At 67.2% G+C, this 21166-nt stretch carries 16 protein-coding genes; 11 read left to right on the top strand and 5 right to left on the bottom strand.

Features of this window, described 5'->3' with window-relative positions:
* Window positions 1-31 precede the first annotated feature (31 nt).
* Window positions 32-1417: a glycoside hydrolase family 43 protein gene (locus tag ACWKSV_RS11825; RefSeq protein ID WP_076713970.1), complete on the top strand. Its 1386-nt coding sequence runs from the start codon at window positions 32-34 to the stop codon at window positions 1415-1417.
* A gap of 10 nt (window positions 1418-1427) precedes the next feature.
* Here the strand turns inward: ACWKSV_RS11825 and ACWKSV_RS11820 are convergent, their stop codons facing one another.
* A complete protein-coding gene (locus tag ACWKSV_RS11820) occupies window positions 1428-3908 on the bottom strand; it encodes a glycoside hydrolase family 95 protein (RefSeq protein ID WP_076713969.1) in 2481 nt (826 codons plus the stop codon).
* A 118-nt stretch (window positions 3909-4026) separates the two neighbouring features.
* Window positions 4027-6858 carry a TonB-dependent receptor gene (locus ACWKSV_RS11815; protein WP_083706504.1) on the bottom strand — a complete coding sequence of 944 codons (2832 nt, stop codon included), beginning with the start codon at window positions 6856-6858 and terminating at the stop codon, window positions 4027-4029.
* A gap of 155 nt (window positions 6859-7013) precedes the next feature.
* Here ACWKSV_RS11815 and ACWKSV_RS11810 point away from each other — a divergent pair, with 155 nt between their 5' ends.
* The 4 genes from ACWKSV_RS11810 (at window position 7014) to ACWKSV_RS11795 (ending at window position 11463) form a co-directional block, all read left to right on the top strand.
* The gene (locus ACWKSV_RS11810) at window positions 7014-8561 is read left to right on the top strand and encodes a tryptophan halogenase family protein (RefSeq protein WP_076713967.1); all 1548 of its coding nucleotides are present in this window, start codon (window positions 7014-7016) and stop codon (window positions 8559-8561) included.
* On the top strand, window positions 8558-9268 hold the full coding sequence (locus tag ACWKSV_RS11805) for a SapC family protein (RefSeq protein WP_076713965.1): 711 nt from the start codon (window positions 8558-8560) through the stop codon (window positions 9266-9268). Before ACWKSV_RS11810 ends, ACWKSV_RS11805 begins: the two co-directional genes overlap by 4 nt.
* Window positions 9269-9589: 321 nt before the next feature.
* Window positions 9590-10930 carry a chloride channel protein gene (locus tag ACWKSV_RS11800; RefSeq protein ID WP_076713963.1) on the top strand — a complete coding sequence of 447 codons (1341 nt, stop codon included), beginning with the start codon at window positions 9590-9592 and terminating at the stop codon, window positions 10928-10930.
* Between the two features lie 59 nt (window positions 10931-10989).
* On the top strand, window positions 10990-11463 hold the full coding sequence (locus ACWKSV_RS11795; RefSeq protein WP_156884141.1) for a hypothetical protein: 474 nt from the start codon (window positions 10990-10992) through the stop codon (window positions 11461-11463).
* Window positions 11464-11512: 49 nt separating this feature from the next.
* Here the strand turns inward: ACWKSV_RS11795 and ACWKSV_RS11790 are convergent, their stop codons facing one another.
* From ACWKSV_RS11790 to ACWKSV_RS11780, 3 genes are all read right to left on the bottom strand, one after another.
* Window positions 11513-11884, bottom strand: coding sequence for a reverse transcriptase-like protein (locus ACWKSV_RS11790; RefSeq protein WP_237243458.1), 372 nt, complete (start codon window positions 11882-11884; stop codon window positions 11513-11515).
* Entirely contained in the window at window positions 11881-13497 is a 1617-nt protein-coding gene (locus ACWKSV_RS11785; protein WP_076717709.1) for an NAD(P)/FAD-dependent oxidoreductase, read from the bottom strand. Before ACWKSV_RS11785 ends, ACWKSV_RS11790 begins: the two co-directional genes overlap by 4 nt.
* A 67-nt stretch (window positions 13498-13564) precedes the next feature.
* Window positions 13565-14782 carry a cyclic di-GMP phosphodiesterase gene (locus ACWKSV_RS11780; RefSeq protein WP_237243578.1) on the bottom strand — a complete coding sequence of 406 codons (1218 nt, stop codon included), beginning with the start codon at window positions 14780-14782 and terminating at the stop codon, window positions 13565-13567.
* 307 nt (window positions 14783-15089) lie between these two features.
* On the opposite strand from ACWKSV_RS11780, the gene ACWKSV_RS11775 reads away from it, so the two are divergent.
* From ACWKSV_RS11775 to ACWKSV_RS11750, 6 genes are read left to right on the top strand one after another with little or no spacing between them, the layout of a single operon-like run.
* On the top strand, window positions 15090-17474 hold the full coding sequence (locus ACWKSV_RS11775; protein ID WP_076713960.1) for a TonB-dependent receptor: 2385 nt from the start codon (window positions 15090-15092) through the stop codon (window positions 17472-17474).
* A gap of 18 nt (window positions 17475-17492) precedes the next feature.
* Window positions 17493-18176 carry a Fe2+-dependent dioxygenase gene (locus ACWKSV_RS11770; RefSeq protein ID WP_056435571.1) on the top strand — a complete coding sequence of 228 codons (684 nt, stop codon included), beginning with the start codon at window positions 17493-17495 and terminating at the stop codon, window positions 18174-18176.
* Window positions 18173-18814 carry a PepSY-associated TM helix domain-containing protein gene (locus ACWKSV_RS11765; RefSeq protein ID WP_076713958.1) on the top strand — a complete coding sequence of 214 codons (642 nt, stop codon included), beginning with the start codon at window positions 18173-18175 and terminating at the stop codon, window positions 18812-18814. The genes ACWKSV_RS11770 and ACWKSV_RS11765 overlap by 4 nt, the downstream gene beginning before the upstream one ends.
* Before the next feature lie 14 nt (window positions 18815-18828).
* Window positions 18829-19311 carry a DUF2271 domain-containing protein gene (locus ACWKSV_RS11760; protein ID WP_172839596.1) on the top strand — a complete coding sequence of 161 codons (483 nt, stop codon included), beginning with the start codon at window positions 18829-18831 and terminating at the stop codon, window positions 19309-19311.
* 17 nt (window positions 19312-19328) lie between these two features.
* Window positions 19329-20174 carry a DUF4198 domain-containing protein gene (locus ACWKSV_RS11755; protein WP_076713954.1) on the top strand — a complete coding sequence of 282 codons (846 nt, stop codon included), beginning with the start codon at window positions 19329-19331 and terminating at the stop codon, window positions 20172-20174.
* 2 nt (window positions 20175-20176) lie between these two features.
* Window positions 20177-21139, top strand: a complete 963-nt coding sequence (locus tag ACWKSV_RS11750; protein WP_483666800.1) for an FAD:protein FMN transferase — start codon at window positions 20177-20179, stop codon at window positions 21137-21139.
* The last annotated feature ends 27 nt before the right edge of the window (window positions 21140-21166 follow it).

Raw genomic sequence — 21166 nt, 5'->3', positions numbered from 1 at the left:
GGAGGAGAGGGGTTTGGAAAAGGGGAGTGACATGAAAAAGGGATGGCGTGCGGGACTGGCGGCACTGGCCGTGATGGCGACGGGGATCGTGCCCGATGGCGCGCAGGCGGACAATCCGATCATCCAGACGCGCTTCACCGCCGACCCGGCGCCGCTCGTCCATGACGGCGTCGTCTATCTCTATACCGGCCATGACGAGGACGATGCCGAAGGGTTCTGGATGCTCGACTGGCGGCTCTACAGTTCGACCGACATGGTCAACTGGACCGACCGGGGCTCGCCCGCCTCGCTCAAGACCTTTCCCTGGGCGCGGCAGGACAATGACGCCTGGGCGCCGCAGGTGATCGCGCGCGACGGCAAATTCTATCTCTACGCCCCGATCAGCGTCGCGGGCGATCCGAAGACGGCGATCGCGGTGGCGGTGGCCGACCGGCCCGAGGGACCGTTTCGCGACGTGCTGGGCAAGCCGCTGATCGCCGCGCGGCGCGGGGCGATCGATCCGACCGTGGCGATCGACGATGACGGGCAGGCCTATCTCTACTGGGGCAATCCCGACCTGTGGTATGTCAGGCTGAACCGCGACATGACCAGCTATGCCGGAGAGATCACCAAGGTCGCCAAGCCGATCGATTATCAGGAGGGCCCCTGGTTCTACAAGCGCGGGCCGCATTACTACATGGCCTATGCCTCCAGCTGCTGTCCCGAGGGGATCGGCTATGCGATGAGCGACCGGGCGACCGGCCCCTGGGTCCACAAGGGGCCGATCATGGACCCCAATGCCGCCTCGACCGGCAATCACCCCGGCATCATCGACTATAAGGGGCATTCCTATCTGTTCGGCTTTCACTACGAGCTGAACTTCGCCCTGACGCCGATCCATCACGAGCGCCGATCGGTGACGTTGCGCGAGTTCCGCTACAATCCGGACGGCACCATTCCGCGCCTGCCCTGGTGGACCGACGAGGGCGTGGCGCAGATCGCAACCCTCGATCCCTATCGCTGGGTGGAGGCGGAGACGATCGCCTGGACCTCACGCATCGGGCGCGACCGCGACCGGCCCTATCGCTGGGCACCGGGCGTCACGACCGCAAGCGCGGCGGACGGGCGGGTTCACGTCACCCGCATCGCCGATCGCAGCTATATCAAGATCGGCGGCGTCGACTTCGGACGCGGTGCGGCCAGCTTCGCCGCCAGCGTGGCGCGGGTGCGCGGTCGTCCGACGATCACGCTGCATCTCGACCGGGTCGACGGGCCGCAGATCGGGACGCTGGCCCTGACCGGCGGCGACGGCCCGGATTGGGGGACGCAAACCACGGCGGTGACCGGGGCGAACGGCGTGCACGACCTGTTCCTGGTCTTCCATGGCGATGGCGGCGGACTGTTCGACTTCGACCGCTGGCAGTTCCGCCGCCAGTAAGGGGCCGCGCTCAGGCGGCGCCGATGGTCAATGCAATCCGGTCCCCCGCGCGGGTGGCGATGCGCATGCCGTCCTTGGTCGTACGGATCGCCACGGCCCGGCCGCCACGCATGGCCGCGCGGACCCGGCGACCGGCGGGCAGGCGAACGACCAGCTCGCCGCCCAGCGCCGACAGCAGCTCGGCCTGTTCCAGCTGCCCCGCCGCCCAGCGCTGATCGACGGTCACGCCGCCGCGTGCGCGCAGGCCGTGGACGCGGCCGTCGCGCCACGCCGGGGGCAGGGCAGGCAGCAGGGCGATCGCACCGTCATGGCTTTGCAGCAGCATCTCGGCGATGGCGGCGGTGATCCCGAAATTGCCGTCGATCTGGAAGATCGGCCCCTTGTTGGACGGATGCGTGTCGAACAGATTGTCGAGCGTGCTGCCCTGGAAGAAGGCGTCGATCGAACGGCCGGATCGGGCGGCATCGCCCATCCGCGCCCAGATGCAGGTCGCCCAGGCGCGGCTCCATCCGGTCTGCGCCCCGCCATTGTCCTCGCGCCGCTGCATCGATGTCGCCGCCGCCCTGGCCCATGCGGGCGTGCGGCGGGGCGTGAATTCGTCGCCGGGATAAAGGGGGTAGAGGTGCGAGATATGGCGATGGCCCGGCTCCGCCTCGGCAAAGTCGCGCGACCATTCCTGCAACTGGCCGTGGCTGCCGATCCGATACGGCTCCAGCCGCTCGACCAGTCCGCGCAGCTTGGTCGCGAAGGCTGCATCGGTGTTCAACAGGGCGCTGGCGGCGACGCAGTTGGCGAACAGCTCGCGGATCAGCGCCAGGTCCATGGTGCAGCCCGTGCTGATCGAGGCGGGCTTGCCGTCGGGGGCGAGGAACTCGTTCTCGGGCGAGATGGAGGGCGCGGTGGTCAGCCGCTCGTCCGTGCCGTCCGCCACCAGCCATGCCGCGCAGAACTCGGCCGCGCCGCGCATCAGCGGCCAGGCCCGATCGCGCAGGAACGCCCGGTCGCCGCCGAAGGTGTAATGCTGCCACAGATGCTGCATCAGCCAGGGCCCGCCCATCGGCCAATTGGCCCAGATCGGCGCGGCGCTGCCTTCGCCGACCGGATTGGCCATCGCCCAGATGTCGCTATTGTGATGCAGACACCAGCCGGGCATCCCGTAATAGCTTTGCGCGACCCGTCTCCCGCGCACCGCCACCCGCTCCAGCCAGTCGAACAGCGGGGTATGGCAATCGGCGAGATTGGCGACCTCGGCGGGCCAGTAGTTCATCTCGGTATTGATGTTGGTGGTGTGGTTGCTGCTCCAGGGTGGCCGCACCTCGGCATTCCAGATGCCCTGGAGATTGGCGGGCTGGGTCCCGGCGCGTGAGCTGGCGATCAGCAGATAGCGGCCGAAGTGGAACAGCAGCGCGGCCAGACCCGGATCGCTGGCCCGCGCATTGCCCGCGCGGCGCTCCGCCGTCGTGCCCGTCGTGCCGCCCGTCAGCTGCAATCCGGCCCGGCGATAGAGTGTCCGGTGGTCGGCGACATGCGCCGCCCGCAACGTCGCATGGTCGGTCCCCCGCGCCGCCGACAGCGCCGCCACCGCCTTGGCCTCGATCGCCTCGATCGGCAGGTCGGGCGACTGGTCGAAACCGCGAAAGCCGGTGGCGGCGTTGAGGCGGATCTCGATGCTTCGGGCGCCGCGAACCACGATCCGGTCGCCCAACACCGTGGCCCGCCCGCCCTCGTTCATGACGTCGGCCACGGCGGCGAACATCATGCCGCGTCCGGCGGCATCGTCATAACGGACCGGATCGGCGACCGAATGATAATTGGGCGCGGCATAGGAGGGGGCCTTGCCGTGCAGGATCAGCCGGTTGCCCTCCGCCCGCACCGATCCCTTCAGCAGCGTGGCCAGCGAGACGTCGGCGTCGATCGCCCCGCCTTCCGCCGTCATCCGCACCACGACCAGCTGCGCCGGGTGCGACACGAACACCTCGCGCCGGTAACGCGTCCGCCCCGCGGTATAGGCTATGTCGACCACCGCCTGGTCCAGGTCGAGCGCCCGGCGATAGGCGTCGTGCGTCGCGCCGTCATGGGGCAGTTCGATGACCAGATCGCCGATCGGCGCATAGCTGTTGGAATAGGCGCCTTGCAGCTTTTTCGCGCGGGTGTCGGCGGCGTGGTAATCGCCCGCCAGCGCAGCCTGCCGCACCTCCGCCAGCGATCCTTGCGCATCCGGCTTGGCATCGCTGCCCGGATAGCCGGACCACAGGCTATCCTCGTTCAGGGATATGATCTCGCGTGCGGGGCCGCCGCGCACCATCGCGCCCAGTCGCCCATTGCCGACCGGCAATCCGTCGACCCAGCGGGTCGCGGGCGCATCGAACCAGAGGCGGTGGGAATCATCGGCCGTCACCGGCTGCGCCCGCAGGGGCAGGGCTCCGATCCCGCCGGCCGCCACGGCGAAGGCACCCGCTTCCAATACGCCGCGTCGCGTCAGATCGGTCATGCATTCCCCTTCCGTCTCATCCCTGATGCCGGGACGGTGGCGTATTCAAATGCATGAAGAAAGGACAAAATAATGGATCGGTGCGGGAGCGTCGAAACCCTCCCGCACCGCCCGCGCATCAGAACGAGAAGCGCACGCCCGCGTCGTAGCGCGGCCCGAAATTCTGGTAGCGCAGCAGCTGATTGTCGAACCGCCCGGTCGCAAAATACTTCGCGTTGAACAGGTTGGTGCCCTCGACGAAGACCTGGGCGAAGGGGGTGATGTTCACCGCCACGCTGCCGTCGAACTGGCCGTAGTCGCGCACGAACACCGGTTCGTTGCCCGGACCGCCCGCCAGCTGTTGCAGGAAGCGTTCGCGCCGGTTGTACGCGATGCGCGCCGACACGCCGAACTTTTCGTAGAAGATCGTCGCGTTCTGCGAATTGCCGATGCCTTCCGCCGCGAAGGACTGGCCCACCTGGCTGACGTCGAACTCGCGGTTGGTGGTCACGAAGGTCGCGTTGGCCTGCACGCCGAAACCGCTGAGCACGCCGGGCAGCCAGTCGAGCGTATGGACCAGGTTCAGTTCCAGCCCCTTGATCTTCAACGATTCCGCGTTGCGCGGACGCCGGACACTGAACTTCGCGGTATTCTGCCCGACGATCAGCCCGCCGACCGGCAGATTGCCCGCATTGGCGATGGTGAACAGTTCCTCGCCAAAGGTCTGGACGATGAAGTCGTCGACCGTCTTGTGGAACACCGCCGCCGACAGGGTGGTGGTCGACGTCGGATACCATTCGAGCGACAGGTCGAAATTGGTCGCGCGGTAAGGCTTCAGCGCCGGGTTGCCGCCGCTGGCGGTCAGCGTGGCGGGGCGCAGCGTGCCGATGTCCAGGCTGGGCGCCAGATCGCCGATGGCGGGGCGCGTCAGCGTCTTGTAAGCGGCGAAGCGCGCCTGCAGCTTGGGCGTCAGGTTCAGCTTCGCGTTCAGATTGGGCAGGAAGTTGCTGTAGGACGAACGCCGGTCGACCGACACCGCCGCACGGTTGTTGGCGAAGACGCCGGTATAGGTGGTCGGATCGCCCGGCACCGGCAGCAGGTCGGTTAGCTGCAATTGCTGTCCGGCCGAAACCAGCTCGGTATATTCGTAACGCCCGCCGACGTTGATGAACCAGGGCAGCCCGGCGACCGTGCCCTCCAGATCGACATCGGCATAGCTGGCGAAGACCTTCTCGCGCACCCGTGCCGAGGGCTGCTCGGTGACCGCATAACCGTTGGTACGCGCGAAGATCGCCGCCGTCGTACCCACCGGCTGGCCGCGCGCCAGATCGAGCGCGGTCGTGGCGGCGGTGCTGGTCAGATAGTTGAAATAGGCCTGCGGATTATAGGTCAGGAAGGTGGTCGGCACGCTGCCGCCCTTCTGCCCCAGCGACCCCAGGGTGAAGGGCGAGAGTAGTGACGGATCGGCCAGCGTCGGATAACCGCAATAGAGGCAGCCGATATTGGGGTCGGACGAGAAGGGCACGTTGCGCTTGTCGCGCGAAGTGCCGGTCAGGCCGAAGCGCAGCGCGGTGACGATGTCCCAGCCGGGCTTCCATTCGGTGTTCCAGCGATATTCCTGGACCTTCTCGGTCACGTCGTTGCCGCTGCGCCCGGCGATATGGGTGCGGCCCAGCGCCGGGTTGGTCAGCACGCCGTTCGCGTAACCCGAGGTCGAGGGGATGCCGTTCCCCTGTGCCGCATTGAACGAATACTGCGTCGGCACACCGATGACGGTGAAATAGGATTTGCCGCCGCCCGCATTCTTGGCCTGCGAATAGGTGGCGTCGAAGACCATGCGGACATTGTCGGCCGGACGCCATTCGGCGTTGAATCCGGCCTCATAGGTCGTCGTCTCCCGCACCCCGCCCGAGGCGATGAAGTCGGCATTGCCGTTGGTGGTCAGCGAGGTGACGGTGCGGTTCGAATCGATGCCCGCCGCCGTATAGCTGGTCGGCTCGAACCAGCTGCCCAGGCCGCGCGTCGTCGTGTCGCTCTTGAAGCGGTTGTAGAGGCCGTCGACGGTGAAGGTCAGCGCGTCGGTCGGTGCATATTGTGCGACCAGCGTCGCGCCCAGGCGGGTGCGGTCGTCGCGCGTCTCGTTCACGTCCTGGTTACGCGGCGCATAGACATTGGTGTAGAGCGGCGCGTTGTTCGGCCCGACCGAGGTGCCGGGGATATAACCGTCGGTGCTGATCGCCCGGATCGAGGCGATACGCTTTTGATAGGACAGCGAGGCGAGCAGCCCCAGCTTGCCGTCGGCGAAGGTGTCGCTGAGCAGGCCGAACAGCTGCGGCGTGACCTTCTTGCTGTTGCCCTCGTACAGCGCCTTGGCGGTGAAGACGCCCTTGAACTCCTTGAGTGCAAGCGGGCGCGGCGTCTGGACGTTGATCGTCGCGCCGATGCCGCCGCCCTGAAGCGGGGCCTGCGAGCTCTTATAGACCTGCGCGCCGCTGATCAGTTCGGCGGGGATCAGGTCGAAGGAGAAGGCGCGGTTGTAATTGTCCGAGGCGAAGCTGCGGCCGTTGAACAGCACCGTGTTGAAGGCGGGCCCCAGGCCGCGCACGCTGACCGATGCGCCCTCGCCGTTGCTGCGGTCGATCGCGACGCCCGGAATACGCTGGAGCGACTCGGCGACATTGGCGTCGGGGAACTTGCCCAGATCCTCGGACGAGATCGCATCGAGGATACCGGCCGCGTCGCGCTTGATCGCGGCGGCCGATTCGATGCTGCGCCGGATGCCGGTGACGATGATGTCGGCCGAGGTGCCGTCGGCTTCGCTCTGGCTGGGCAGGGTGGCGGTCTGGTCCGCCGGTGGCGTCTGGCTCTGCGCCAGGGCCGGAGTGGCCACGATAAGTGCGACAAGTGCGCTGGCCAGCCCTTGGGCGGCGTAGCGGGCGCTGGTCTTTGGATTCCGGGCTTTCTTCAGCATAGCTCTCCCCTATGAAACCGGTGTTCGATGCTTCTTGGCGAGCATCTATGCTGCTCTTGTTAGAAGCTATGTCTGACAAGTACAAGGGTGGGCAGTTCTTCTAGGTATCGGAAGTTTCGGTATAAAAGGCGAAGAGCGGAGAGGGAGAGGCACAGGTGGGCGAGACGGAAGTTCGGCGCGTCGTCGTGGTCGGCGGCGGATCGGCAGGGTGGATCGCGGCCTGTCGACTGGCGGCGCAGGCCCATCGAATCGGAAGCGGGGTGCAGGTCACGCTGGTCGAGTCGCGCCATGTGCCGACGGTCGGGGTGGGCGAGGGGACCTGGCCGACGATGCGCAACACGCTGATGAAGATCGGCATCACCGAAACCGACTTCATCCGCTCTTGCGACGCCGCGTTCAAACAGGGTGCGCGGTTCGTCGGCTGGACCGACGGGACGCCGCAGGACGGCTATTACCATCCGCTCAACCCGCCTGCGGGCGCGACCGAGATCGATCTGGCGCCGCACTGGCTGCACGGGGCGGCGAAGAATGCCAGCTTCGCCGACTGGGTGGATTACCAGGCGATGCTGTGCGACGCGGGGCTGGGGCCCAAGACGATCGTGATGCCCGAATATGCGGGTCATGCGAATTACGCCTATCATCTGGACGCGGGCAAATTCGCCACGCTGCTGCGCGAACATGGCGTCGGCACGTTGGGCATCGACCATGTGCTGGGCGATGTGGTGCGCCCGCAGATGAGCGACCATGGCGATATCATGCATCTGGAACTGGCCGATGGGCGGACGGTCGCGGGCGACCTGTTCATCGACTGCACCGGCTTTGCCGCGCGACTGATCGGCGGCGTCTATCAGGTGCCGTTCCGCCGCTGCGGCGATGTGCTGTTCGCCGACCGGGCGATGGCGCTTCAGCTGCCCTATGCGGATCAGGATGCGCCGATCACCTGCCATACGGTGTCGACCGCGCAAGACGCGGGCTGGATCTGGGACATCGGGTTGTGGACCCGGCGCGGCGTCGGCCATGTCTATAGCAGCGCCCACACCAGCGACGATGCGGCCGAGGCGGCATTGCGCGCCTATGTCGGTCCGGCCGCCGAGGGGCTGAGCGCACGCCGGATCACCATCGATGCCGGACACCGGACGCGCTTCTGGCAGAATAACTGCGTGGCGGTCGGCCTTTCCGCCGGGTTCATCGAGCCGCTGGAGGCGTCGGCGCTGATGCTGATCGAGGCGTCGATGGATGCGATCGCCGACCGCCTGCCGCGCACCCGCGCCGCGATGGATGTGATGGCACGCCAGTTCAACGCGACCTTCACCCATCACTGGATGCGGATCATCGAATTCCTGAAGCTGCATTATGTGCTGACCCGGCGCACCGACACTGATTTTTGGCGCGACAATGTGGCGGCGTCGTCCATCCCCGACAGCCTGGCCGAGCGGCTGGAGCTGTGGCGGCATCACTCGCCCGGCCCGCAGGACTTCGATCATGCGCGCGAGGTCTTTTCCTGGCCCAGCTATCAATATGTCCTGCACGGCATGGGTTTCGACAGTCGCCAGCCGCGCATCGACGCGGCCGCTCCCGACACGGCGCTGGCGCAGCGTTTCGTCACGCGGATGGCGCGCGCCAGGGACGATCTGCGTGCCCGCGCGCCGCGACACCGCGACCTGTTGCGCGCGATCCGCGAACATGGTCTGCAACGGGTATGACCGGTATCACCCCGCTTTCCCCGGCCGCGCATCGCGGGCTGCGCTATAACCGCCATGCCGCAGGCGGGACGCGCCGCTTCGCCCGGATCGGCCTGTCGGAGATCGCGGTTGCCGCGGCCGACATGCCCCTGTGCCTCGCCAAGGACGGCCAGACCGGGCGCTTCAACCTGATCGCGCTGATGAGCCTGGTCGAGCCCGCCAATCTGTTCGTCTTCGGCGGCGGGTTCCAGGCGACCTATGTGCCGCGCGCGGTGATGCTGGGCGGGTTCCGGCTCGATGCGCGCGGGGCGGCGGGGCTGGCCATCGATCCGGCCGACCCCAGCCTGGGCGATGCCGGAGGTCCGCTGTTCGCGGGGGAGCAGCCGACGCCGCTGGCGGATGACATCGCCCGCGCGCTCGAACGGCTGGTGGCGGATGTCGAGGCCGCACAGGCGCTGGTCGATGCCTGGGCCGCGCATGGCCTGATCCGCGCGCTGGGCCTGTCGCTGGCCAAGGCGGATGGGGGCGCGCATGATCTAGCGGGGCTCTACACGATCGATGAGGCGGCGGTGCAGGCGCTGCCCGATGCCGATGTGATCGCGCTACACCGCGCCGACCGGCTGGCCCCCGCCGCCGTCCTGACCGCCTCGCTGGCGCAGGTCGAGCGGTTGCGCCAATTGCACAATGCCCGCTTCGCGCCCGCCCTGACCGGCTATTCGCTGGATTAGCTTGTTCGGGGCCCGGCGGCGGGGACTCATGGTCTGATGACGGGGCAGGGGGGGCAGACCACCAACCCCATGCTGAAGGCCCATGCGGCAGGCATTCGCGACGCCGCGATCACTCCGCGTTGCCCGCGGGGTGTGGTCAGAAGCGCTGGAGACGACGACCGCGCGTGGCTGGGGCATCCGGCGCGCGGATGATCGGCCGTATCGTCGTGCCGGGCAAGCCGGTGTCGAGCAGGATACCGGCGAAGGACGCGGTGCCGCTGCCCTGATCAGGGCGAGCGCTATGGCTGGTTTTACGAAGCGATAAGGGTGTAGGGGCGAACCATGGCCGAGCAGAGTCCGCCCTTCCCGTCATTCCGCAAATGGACGCCTGCGCGTTATCGTGCACTGCTGCGGGCGCAGGGGCCGGGATCGGTCAAGTTCCGCACCCGGCTGGCGATCCTGATCGGCGCGGTCGCGATCGGGCTGGCCGCGACGGTCTTTGCCGAGGCGGCAGATGCGGCGGGCGAGATCTTCAATCATTTCGCGCACCGTTATCACTGGGCGCCGCTGGTCGTGACGCCGCTGCTGTTCGCGGGGCTGGTCTGGATCACGCGCCGGTTCGCGCCGCTCGCGCGCGGGTCGGGCATTCCGCAGGTCATGGCCGCACAGGCCGATCCCGAACGGGCGACCGGCGGTTTGGTGTCGATCCGCACCGTCGTCGCCAAGGCCGGGCTGACGCTGGCGGCGGTGCTGGGCGGCGCTTCGGTCGGGCGCGAGGGGCCGACGGTGCAGATCGCCGCTGCCATCATGGGGCTGACCCACCGCCTGTTGGGCGTGCCGCTTCGCGGTGCGGTGCTGATCGCGGGCGGCGCGGCGGGCGTCGCGGCGGCGTTCAACACGCCGCTGGCCGGGCTGCTCTTCGCGATCGAGGAATTGGCGTCTGCCTATGAGCAGAAGGTTACGCTGCTGGTCATCGCCGCCATCGCGATCGCGGGCATGGTCGCCCAGTCGGCGCAGGGGGATTATGTCTATTTCGGGCTGATCAGCGCGCATATGCCGATCGTCACCGCATTGGTCGCCGCGCCGGTCGCCGGGATCGTCGGCGGGTTGGCGGGCGGCGGCTTTGCCCGGCTGATGCTGATGATGGCGACCGGCACCAACCGCGTGACCCTGTGGAGCAAGCGGCGTCCCATTCTGTTCGCCGCGCTGTGCGGCGTCGCGGTCGCCGGGCTGGGCGTCGGCACCGGCCTGACCTGGGGTACCGGTTACGGCGCAGCGCGGGCGATGATCGTCGGGGTCGATGCGCCGCTCTGGTACGGCCCGGCCAAGTTCCTCGCGACCCTGTCGACCGCCGTTGCCGGGCTGCCCGGCGGTATCTTCGCGCCGTCACTGTCGGTGGGCGCGGGGCTGGGTAATCTGTTGCGCTCGGTCTTTCCGGACTCGCCCGCCTCGGCGATCGTGATCCTGGGCATGGTCGGCTATTTCGCGGGCGTCGTCCGCGCGCCGCTGACCGCCGTCATCATCCTGTCCGAGACGACCGCCAGCCGGGGCCTGATGCTGCCCATGTTCGCCACCGCCTTCATCGCCGACGGGGTCAGCCAGCTGGTATGCCGCGAGAAGCTGTATCACGGTCTGTCGCGGACGTTTGCGATGGGGCCGGTGGAGGAAGGCGCGCGCCGGTAAAGGGGGTGGTCGGAAAACGCCCAGTTGCGAAAATTCGGCACTTGGCAGATTGTCCGTAAATGAAACGGCTTTTCCCACTATTGCTTTTGCTGCCGGGGCAAGCGTTCGCCGTTGATCATCCTCGTACCTACCTCCTGTCGATAAACGGTCTTCCCGTCAAAGGCACGGGCAGCGTTAAAGCATTTTCGATCGACACTTGGGGTGTGGAGTTCAACTCGGTATGTCGCATTCCCACCGGGTGGCGGATAACGGCTGGCAGCAGCGCAACGCCGAATGGCGAACTTGCCGGGGAAGGTAGCCAAGGCGCTACATGGTTCAATGAGCGCGGCCCTAAAGCCTTGCGTGCCTTCGTGTTGGTGACCCTTTATGCGCCCGTACAGCGGACCGATGTTAAAACGGCGGACGGGAGCGGGCTGGTACCGGCAACGTTCAAAGGATTTGCGACGGTAGAGACCGACGATGGGGAAAAGCGCTTCCCGCTCACTTTCCGCAACATCACACTGACCCCGGCGGTCGCCTGCCCACATAGATAGCTATGTCTGCTTTCTATTCTGATCGAACGCGCCGCCATAACGATGCGGCTTATTCCTTTCCTATTTTCTCCCGCGACCGCGTCAGTGCGATCCCCGCGAGGTTCTGAGTCCGCTTGATATGGCGCAGCCGGAAGCGGGGCGGGCGGGGGAGCGCTGCCCATTCTGCGAAATGCGCGACATGCGCGGGGGGCACCCGTACCTTTCCCGTCGCCTGCGCCACCACGGCGGCCGCATCGCCCAGCAACAGCGCATCGGTCAGCCCGGCCTCCTGCGCCGCCTCAGTCGCGGCAATCAGCGCCAGCCATTCGGCGGTCATGCTGGTGCCGGGCCCCAGGTCTCGGACGATGCGAGCCTGTCCGCCCATCACCACGGCATATTCCATGCCGCCGGGGCGAAGCCCGCCGTCGAAGAAAATCTTCAAGGCGTACCGATGCTGCGCGCGACCGCCTCGGCCGTCTTGATGCCGTCGACCGCCGCCGACAGGATGCCGCCCGCATAGCCAGCGCCTTCGCCCGCCGGGTAGAGGCCATAGGTGTTCAGGCTATGCCCATCCTCGCCACGCGTGAAGCGGACCGGCGAGGAGGTGCGCGTCTCGACGCCGGTCATCACCACGTCGGGGTGGTCGTAACCGGCGATCTGGCGGCCGAAGACCGGGATCGCTTCGCGCATCGCCTCGACCACGAAGTCGGGCAGGCATTCGGAGAGGTCGGTCGGCGTCACGCCGGGGCGGTAGGACGGCGTGACCGAACCCAGGCTGGTCGAGGGCCGCTTGGCCAGGAAGTCGCCGACCCGCTGCGCCGGGGCCTTGTAGTTGGAACCGCCCGCGACATAGGCGCGCTCCTCCCAATGGCGTTGCAGCGCCAGTCCCGCCAGCGGATCGCCGGGGAAGTCGCGTTCCGGGTCGATCGCGACGACGAAGCCCGAATTGGCATTGCGCTCGTTGCGCGAATATTGGCTCATGCCGTTGGTCGCGACGCGGCCCTCTTCGGACGTGGCGGCGACCACCGTGCCGCCCGGACACATGCAGAAGCTGTAGACCGTCCGCCCGTTCTGGCAATGGTGCGAGATGTGATATTCGGCCGCACCCAGGATCGGATGCCCCGCCTGATGCCCGAAGCGCGCGCGATCGATCCACCCTTGCGGATGTTCGATGCGCACCCCGATCGAAAAGGGCTTGGCCTCGACATACACGCCCGCCGACTGGAGCATCGCGAAGCTGTCGCGTGCGCTGTGGCCGATGGCGAGGACGACGTGATCGGCCTCCAGATAGCCGCCGCCGTTCAGGTGCAGCCCGCGCACCCGGCGCGTGCCCGACCCGTCGGTTTCGACGTCCAGTCCGTCGACCCGGGTGGAGAAACGATATTCGCCACCCAGTTCCTCGATGGTCGCGCGCATGCTCTCGACCATCGTGACCAGGCGGAAGGTGCCGATATGCGGATGTGCCTCGGTCAGGATTTCGGGCGGCGCGCCCGCCTTGACGAACTCGGTCAGCACCTTGCGGTTCAGGTGGCGCGGGTCCTTGATCCGGCTGTAGAGCTTGCCGTCCGAAAAGGTGCCCGCGCCGCCCTCACCATATTGCACGTTGGATTCGGGGTTGAGCACGCTCCTGCGCCACAGGCCCCAGGTGTCCTGGGTCCGCTCGCGCACCACCTTGCCGCGCTCCAGGATGATCGGGCGATATCCCGCCTGCGCCAGTACCAGCGCGGCGAACAGGCCGCAGGGGCCCGCGCCGATCACGACCGGGCGCTTGGTGCCCGGCGGCGGCGCGCTGGGCAGGTGATAGCGGGTGTCGGGCGTGCGCTGGATATCGCGGTCGCGGCGGAACCGCTCCAGCACGGCAGCCTCGTTCTTCAGGTTCACATCGACCGAATAGACGAGCTGGATATTGTTCTTGTCGCGCGCATCATGCCCGCGCCGGGCGATCACGAAGCGGACCAGCTCGCGCGGCGTCACGCGCAACCGGCGACAGATGGCGGCGGGCAGGGCCTCGTCCGCATGGTGGAGAGGCAGTTTCAATTCACTGAGGCGGATCATCCCGCGCGCCATACAGAATTGCACGGGCTCCCGCCATCGCGCTGTGTGGCGGGGACGGGAGGCGGATCTAGTGCCCGCCGACGGCGCGGCTCAGCGGGGTTTCGGGGAAGGTGGGTTCCGCCAGGATTTCGGCCTGGAGTGCGGGCCAGCGTTCGCCGAACCAATAATCGCCGCGTTCGGCGCGCTGTATCGGGTCGTGTGCGGTCGCGACATCCTCGATCGCGACCGGCCCGTGGCTGGGAATGTCGAAGAAGACGCGCACGACCGGCATGGTCGGACATTCCCCTTCGCGAACCACGATGCCCAGCCGATTGGACCGCAGCCGGACCAGCGCGGCAAAGGGCTGGATGCCCAGATTGGCGATGAAGGCGCGCAGGGTCTCGGGATCGAAATGGCCGTCCCATTCCAGCATCTGCGCCAGCGCCTCGTGCGGTGACCAGGCGCGTTTGTACGGGCGGATCGAGGTCACGGCGTCATAGACGTCGCAGACGGACGAGATACGGACGAACTGGCTGATCTCGTCGCCGCGCAAGCCGTCGGGATAACCGGCGCCATCCATCCGCTCGTGATGATGGCGGCACACGTCCAGGATGCGCGGGTCGAGGTCGTTCATGTCGCCCAGGATCCGATGGCCCAGGCCCGGATGGCGGCGGATCTCCACCATTTCCTCGGCGGTCAGGCGACCGGGCTTGTCGAGGACATCGGCGTCGATCTGCATCTTGCCGATGTCGTGCAGCAGTCCGGCCATACCGGCGACGTGCACATCCTCTTCGTTGAGGCCCAGATGACGCGCGAGATTCATCATCAACGTGCCGACTGCGACCGAGTGGATATAGATATACTGGTCCCGGTCCTTCAGCCGCGTGACCGCGATCATCGCGGCGGCGGACTTGGCGGTCGTCTCGGCAATGTCCTCGACGATCGGGACCAGGTCGCGGGTGCGGATGGTACGCCCGAGCCGGGCCTCGCCGAACAGCTGGGCCACGGCGGCGGCGGCGCGCGCGGATACGGCGCTGGCCCGCTCCACCTCGGTCGCGGGCTTGGCGCGACGCGGACGCAGGGCCGTGACGATCGGCTTGGTGATCGACTCGACGACGGGCGCGAGGACAGGCTCGGGCGTATCGGTGGCAGCGATCATCATGGGGCCGCGCCCCTTGGTCAGGTCGATGGTGACGGACGGCACCGATGCGCGAATCTTATCCAGATCGTCCGGCTCGGTCAGAAGGAAAGACTTTCGCCAAAATGGATTGTGAATCCACGAGCAGTGCAACGCATGGATGTACATGCCGAGCGCGACCTGTCGGCTCTCGATCTGGAGGTATCGATTCGTGGTCGGCTGCTCTTTCATCCCGAAAATCTTACCGTTGTGTCGTAAAATTTTCGTTTCGGAAGAAGCGAAATCCGGATGCGGAAGGCGCCATGGAGCGACCCAGCCGATTGTCCATTTTCGGCAGTTCCGTCGGGTCTGCCCGACCGGGAGCGGATCGGTATGCTCAGCGGGCCGACTATAACATCAGCATGATAATCATTAGCAATCGCATTGACAGTGCGAATGTTTCGCAATAGCCGGTGCCCTCGAAGGGGAAACATTCATGTCGCATTCGTTCATCGCATTGTCGTGCGTGGGCTTTCTGGCCACCGCGCCGCATGTCGCCGCCGCAGAGACCGGCCCCCGCGCCGACAGCGCGCCGCCGCCCGCCGCTGTGGCCAAGTCCCAGGATTCGACTGGCGCGCGCGACGTGATCGTCACCGGCCAGCGCGGCACCGGCGCCGCGGTCCTGGAGAGCCCGAAGGCCACCGCCGCGCTGCTCGACACGCCGCAGACGATCACCGTGGTCAGCGAGCAGACCATCCGGAAGCAGAATCTCCAGACGCTTCGCGACGTGCTCCAGACGCTGCCGGGGATCACCTTCGGCGCGGGCGAGGGCGGCGGCGGTTACGGCGACTCGATCAACCTGCGCGGCTATTCGGCCAGCAACGACATCACCATCGACGGCGTCCGCGACAGCGCGCAGTACAGCCGCACCGACCCGTTCAACCTGCAACAGGTCGAGGTCTACAACGGCGCGAACAGCGTCTTCAACGGATCGGGTTCGGTCGGGGGCACGATCAACCTCGTCTCCAAGGTGCCCACGCCCGAGACGCTGACGATCATGCAGGGCTCGGTCGGCACGGACAATTATTATCGTGGTGCGATCGACAGCAATGTCCGCGTGTCGGATCTGGTCGCGGTGCGCCTGAACGGCGCATACCACCATAACGACGTGCCCGGCCGCGATGTCGAGAAGATGCAGCGCTGGGGCATCGCGCCCTCGGTCACGATCGGCATTGGCGGGCCGACCAGCCTGACTCTGGCCTATGTCCATCAGGAGGATCGCAACACGCCGGTTTACGGCATCCCCTGGTTCGACAATGGCCTGGTCGATGGCTTCGTGCCGGGGGCCAAGCGCTCCAGCTATTTCGGGATCGCCAATCTCGACCGGCAGGACAGTACGGTAGACCGCTTCACCGCGACCTTCCGCCACCAGATCGACGAGCATTGGAGCGTGCGCAACCTGACCCGCTGGCAGCAGGTGACGCAGGATAGCGTCACCTCCGCGCCGCAGGGGACCTTCTGTCTCGCCGCGACCAATCGCCAGCCGGTGACGGCGACGCCGGGGGCCGCGATCGGTGCGGCATGCCCGGCCAATCTTCCGGCGGGCTTCTACCAGCCTTCGGGCCCGCGCGGACTGGTGCGCGATCAGCAGAACCAGATGCTGACCAACCAGATCGACCTGCGCCATGAGGCAGGCGCGAAGGGCGGCCTCCACAATGTCCTGAACATCGGCATGTCGGGCATGATCGAGAATTACCGGATCACCCAAGGCTCGCTGCTGCGCAATGCCGATGGCAGCGTGGTGGCACAGCCCGTGATCAACATCGCCAACCCGAACACCAATTATACCGGCCCGATCAACTTCGTAGCCACCGCCCAGTCGCGCAGCGAGACGCGCAACCTGGCCGTCTATGCCTTCGACACGCTGGCCCTGAACCACTTCTTCGAGCTGAACGGCGGCGTGCGTTGGGAATATCAGGAAGCGAATTTCCGCGCCCTGCCGCTGGCCGCGGCCAATGCGGGTCAGCTCGCCTATCAGCCTCAGGTCAGCCGCGAGAAGCTGTTCTCCTGGCGGGCGGGCGCGGTGTTCCACCCGGTCGAGAATGTCAGCGTCTATGCGGGCTATGGCAATGCCAAGACGCCGTCCTCGACGACCGTCCGGCTGGGCTGCGGCGTGCCGTCGACCGCGACCGCCGCCAACCCCTGCGCCGTGGCACCGGAAACCGCGAAGAACTACGAGGCGGGGGTGAAGGCCGGGCTGTTCGGCCGTCGCCTGGAGCTGACCGCCGCCGTCTTCCGCAACGAGCGGACCAATTACCGCGTGCCCTCCAACGATCCGGCACTGCCGGTGGGCTTGCAGGTGCTGGACGGACGCAGCCGGGTGGACGGCATCGCGCTGGGTGCGTCGGGATCGATCACCCCGGCCTGGACGATCTTTGCCAACTATACCTATCTCGACGGCAAAGTGCTGCAGAGCATCTCGAACCGCGACAAGGCGGCGGGCGTGCTCGATCCGCAGGCGGGCGCCGAACTGGTCCAGACGCCCGAGCATTCGGGCAGCCTGTTCACCACCTACAAGCTGCCTTTCGGCCTGGAGGTCGGTTACGGCCTGACCTATCAGGGATCGTTCGCGACCAACTTCCCCGTCGCAGGGAATCGGGTGCAGTTCCATGTGGACGATTATCTGATCCACCGCGCCTTCCTGGCCTATACCATTGCCCAGCGCTGGACGATGCAGCTCAACGTTCAGAACTTCACCGACGAGAAATACGTCACGGGCGTGCGCAACAATATCAACGGCACGACCGGCAACATCACCGGCGGCTGGGCGATCCCCGGCGACCGGCGTCAGGCGACGCTGAGCCTGTTCTACAATTTCTGATCGGGCTAGCCTTCGTCCATGCTGATCGTCCTTCCCGATATCCTCGATCCCGCCGGGGTCGCCCAGGTCCGCCGCGTCATCGATGCGGGCGCCTGGGCGGACGGCAATGCCACCTCCGGCCCGCAGGCGGCGCTCGCCAAGCGCAACGAGCAGTTGCCGGAGGATTCGGGGGCGGCGGTCGAGGCGGGGCGGATGGTCCTCGACGCGCTGGGCCGCTCGCCGCTGTTCGTGGCGGCGGCCCTGCCGCTCAAGGTCTATCCGCCGCTGTTCAACCGCTATGCGGGCGGACAGGCGTTCGACGTGCATGTCGACAATGCGGTGCGGCTGAAGCGGGGCAGCGACTTCCGGATGCGCTCCGACCTGTCGCTGACCCTCTTTCTCGAAGACCCGGACGCCTATGACGGCGGCGAGCTGGTGGTCGAGGATCTGTACGGCGAACAGCGGGTGAAACTGTCCGCCGGAAGCGCGGTCCTCTACCCCGCCTCCAGCCTCCACCGGGTCGAGCCCGTCACGAAGGGCACGCGCGTGGCGTCCTTCCTGTGGATTCAGTCGATGGTCCGCGACGATGGCGAGCGGCGCATCCTGTTCGACCTGGATCGCGCGGTGCAGCGGGTCGGCACGGACAAGGGGCAGGGGGATCGTTCGGTCGTCGAGCTGACCGGCGTCTACCACAATCTGCTGCGCCGCTGGGCCGACGCATGACCGCCGCCGCGACCCTTCCCAAGCCCAAGAAGCGCAAATGGCGCAGCTGGTGGTTGAAGCAGTTCCATACCTGGCACTGGATCAGCGCGGCGGTGTCGCTGGTCGGCATGATGCTGTTCGCGATCACCGGGCTGACGCTGAATCACGCCGCCAGCATCTCGGCCAGCCCGAAGACGGTGCAGAAGAGCGGGCTGCTGGCCCCCGGCCTGCGGCCGTTGCTGGCAAACCCGAAGACGGATGACGCACCCTTGCCGCCCCGCGTCGCGGAGGCGGTGGAGCGTTCGGTCGATCTGAACCCCGCCGGACGGCCGGGGGAATGGTCGGACGGCGAGGTCTATGTCGCCATGCCCCGACCTGGCGGTGACGCCTGGGTCAGCATCGACCGGGCAAGCGGCGCCATCACCTCGGAGCGGACCGATCGCGGTTGGGTCTCCTACCTCAACGACCTGCACAAGGGGCGCAATGCCGGGACCGCCTGGTTCTGGTTCATCGACGTCTTCGCGGTCGCCTGCATCGTCTTCACCTTGACCGGACTGCTGCTGCTCCAGATGCATGCGCGGCACCGGCCCTCGACCTGGCCGCTGGTGGCGGCGGGGTTCCTGATCCCGGCGGCCATCGCCGTCTTTGTCCTGCACTGATGGAGAATATCACGATGCGATCGACCGCTATTCTGGCGCTGGGCGCGGTGGCACTGCCGGGGGCGGCGGGTGCCGCAACGGTGAACGTCACCATTCCGCGCCTCAACGTCGCCGAATATCACAAGCCCTATGTCGCGATCTGGCTGGAGCCCGCCACCGGCGGTCCGGCGCGCACGCTTGCCATCTGGTACGACGTCAAGAAGACGGGCGGCGAGCCGGGCACCAAATGGCTGTCCGACCTGCGTGCCTGGTGGCGGAAAGGTGGGCGCAGCATGGCGATGCCCGCCAGCGGCATCAGCGGCGCGACCCGTGCGCCCGGCACCCATGCCATCCCGCTGCCCGCCGACCTGAAGCCCGGCCAATATGTCCTGAACGTCGAGGCCGCACGCGAGACCGGCGGGCGCGAATTGGTGCAGGTGCCGCTGACCGTACCCAATCCGAACGCGCGGGCGAGCGGCAGCCATGAACTGGGCGCCGTGACCGTTTCGGCACGCTGACACAGGGGAGGATCATCATGAAGAACCATCATATCAAGCTGCTCGCCGCCGCCGCGCTGCTGGCGATCCCCGGCCTCGCCTCGGCGCATCGCATGTGGCTGCTGCCCTCGGGGACGATCTTTTCGGGGACCGATAGCTGGGTGACGGTCGACAGTGCCGTCTCCAACGACCTGTTCTATGCCGACCACCAGCCCGGCCGGACCGAATGGGTGAAGGTATGGCAGCCCGACGGCACGCCCGGGCGGATCCAGAACGGCTCGACCGGACGCTATCGCTCGGTCTTCGACGTGCAGCTCGACAAGCCCGGCACCTGGAAGATCGGCAGTGCCATGTCGGGCATCATGGGCAGCTTCAAGGTCGACGGCGTCGAGAAGCGAGTCGGCGGACGGGGCGGCCCGCCGGGACCTAACGGCGTGCGCCAGCCGCCGCTGACCGTCGCCGACATTCCCGCGAACGCGACCGATGTGACGCTGACCGAGACGAGCGCGCGCAACGAGATTTTCGTGACCGCAGGCGAGCCGACCCGCACCGTCCTGAAACCCGAGGGCAAGGGGCTGGAGTTCGATCCCGTCACCCATCCGGACGAACTGGTCGCGGGCGAGACGGCGAAGTTCCGCTTTCTGGTCGACGGCAAGCCCGCGCCGAACCTGAAGGTCACGATCGTCCCCGGCGGCAAGCGCTACCGCGACGCCGAAGGGGCGAAGGAGGTGACCACCGACGCGCAAGGCGTGCTGTCCTACGCGTGGCCGGCGGCGGGCATGTACTGGTTGAACGCGACGCTGACCGACGACAAGCCCACGGCCCCGCGCGCGACGCAGCGGCGGATGAGCTACACGACCACCATCGAAGTCATGACGCCGTAACCATGCGCATCGTCCTGCCGCCCCGGATCGACCCGAACGCCGTGGCGAACGGCGATCCGGCGGCCATCGTCACGCTGGGCGGCGAGACGATGGGGACGATGTGGCGGGTGCTCTACGCCACGTGCGACATGCCCGGCGCGCAAGGCGTCGGCGCGAGCGTCCAGGCGCGGCTCGATGAGCTGGTGGCGCAGATGAGTCACTGGGCACCGGATTCCGTGCTCTCGCGATTCAACCGTTCGGCACCGGATAGCTGGTGCAGGCTGCCACCCGATTTCGCGGCGGTCATCGACACGGGGTTGCGCGTCGCGGCGCTGAGCGGCGGCGCCTTCGATCCGGCGATCGGCCATCTGGTCGATCTCTGGGGCCATGGGCCGAAGGGCCCGCAACCCGAGCCCGATGCGGCGGCGATCGAGCAGGCCCGGTCCAACAGCGGCTGGCGGCATCTGCGCTGGAATGCCGAAGGGGCGACGCTGTGGCAGCCGGGCGGCGTCGCGCTCGACCTGTCGGGCATCGCCAAGGGCTATGCCGCCGATGCGGTCGCCGACATGCTGGCGGGGCTGGGCTTTCGACATTGTCTGGTCGAGGTGGGCGGCGAACTGGTCGGGCGCGGCATGCGGCCCGATGGCGATCCCTGGTGGGTCGATCTCGAAACCCCGCCGGGCGTCGATCTGCCGCCGATGCGCGTGGCGCTGCACCAGATGGCGGTGGCGGGCAGCGGAACCTATCGCAAGGGCGAACACGGCCTGGACCCCCGCACCGGCCGTCCGCCGACCAACGGCGTGATCGCGGTCCATGTCATCGCCGAGACCGCGATGCTCGCCGATGCGCTGGCGACCGCCGTCGCGGTGCTGTTTCCGGACCTGTCGGCGCTGGCGCCGATGCAGGTCGCCGCCCGTATCCTGGTTCGTCGGGGTGACGGGGTGGAAGAGGTTCTGATCGAGCCTCTTCAGGCGCTGATCGCCTAATTTTCCTCCCCTGCAAGGGGAGGAACA

Source organism: Sphingomonas sp. SphC10 (assembly GCF_057004845.1).
Note: the sequence above shows the minus strand (reverse complement) of the source record. Positions and strands in the feature narration are given on the sequence as shown.

Coding starts and splice junctions, on each gene's coding strand:
- ACWKSV_RS11825 (WP_076713970.1), top strand. CDS start 32: ATGAAAAAGGGATGGCGTGCGGGACTGGCGGCACTGGCCGTGATGGCG.
- ACWKSV_RS11820 (WP_076713969.1), bottom strand. CDS start 3,908: ATGACCGATCTGACGCGACGCGGCGTATTGGAAGCGGGTGCCTTCGCC.
- ACWKSV_RS11815 (WP_083706504.1), bottom strand. CDS start 6,858: ATGCTGAAGAAAGCCCGGAATCCAAAGACCAGCGCCCGCTACGCCGCC.
- ACWKSV_RS11805 (WP_076713965.1), top strand. CDS start 8,558: ATGACCGGTATCACCCCGCTTTCCCCGGCCGCGCATCGCGGGCTGCGC.
- ACWKSV_RS11800 (WP_076713963.1), top strand. CDS start 9,590: ATGGCCGAGCAGAGTCCGCCCTTCCCGTCATTCCGCAAATGGACGCCT.
- ACWKSV_RS11795 (WP_156884141.1), top strand. CDS start 10,990: ATGAAACGGCTTTTCCCACTATTGCTTTTGCTGCCGGGGCAAGCGTTC.
- ACWKSV_RS11785 (WP_076717709.1), bottom strand. CDS start 13,497: ATGATCCGCCTCAGTGAATTGAAACTGCCTCTCCACCATGCGGACGAG.
- ACWKSV_RS11780 (WP_237243578.1), bottom strand. CDS start 14,782: ATGTACATCCATGCGTTGCACTGCTCGTGGATTCACAATCCATTTTGG.
- ACWKSV_RS11775 (WP_076713960.1), top strand. CDS start 15,090: ATGTCGCATTCGTTCATCGCATTGTCGTGCGTGGGCTTTCTGGCCACC.
- ACWKSV_RS11770 (WP_056435571.1), top strand. CDS start 17,493: ATGCTGATCGTCCTTCCCGATATCCTCGATCCCGCCGGGGTCGCCCAG.
- ACWKSV_RS11765 (WP_076713958.1), top strand. CDS start 18,173: ATGACCGCCGCCGCGACCCTTCCCAAGCCCAAGAAGCGCAAATGGCGC.
- ACWKSV_RS11760 (WP_172839596.1), top strand. CDS start 18,829: ATGCGATCGACCGCTATTCTGGCGCTGGGCGCGGTGGCACTGCCGGGG.
- ACWKSV_RS11755 (WP_076713954.1), top strand. CDS start 19,329: ATGAAGAACCATCATATCAAGCTGCTCGCCGCCGCCGCGCTGCTGGCG.
- ACWKSV_RS11750 (WP_483666800.1), top strand. CDS start 20,177: ATGCGCATCGTCCTGCCGCCCCGGATCGACCCGAACGCCGTGGCGAAC.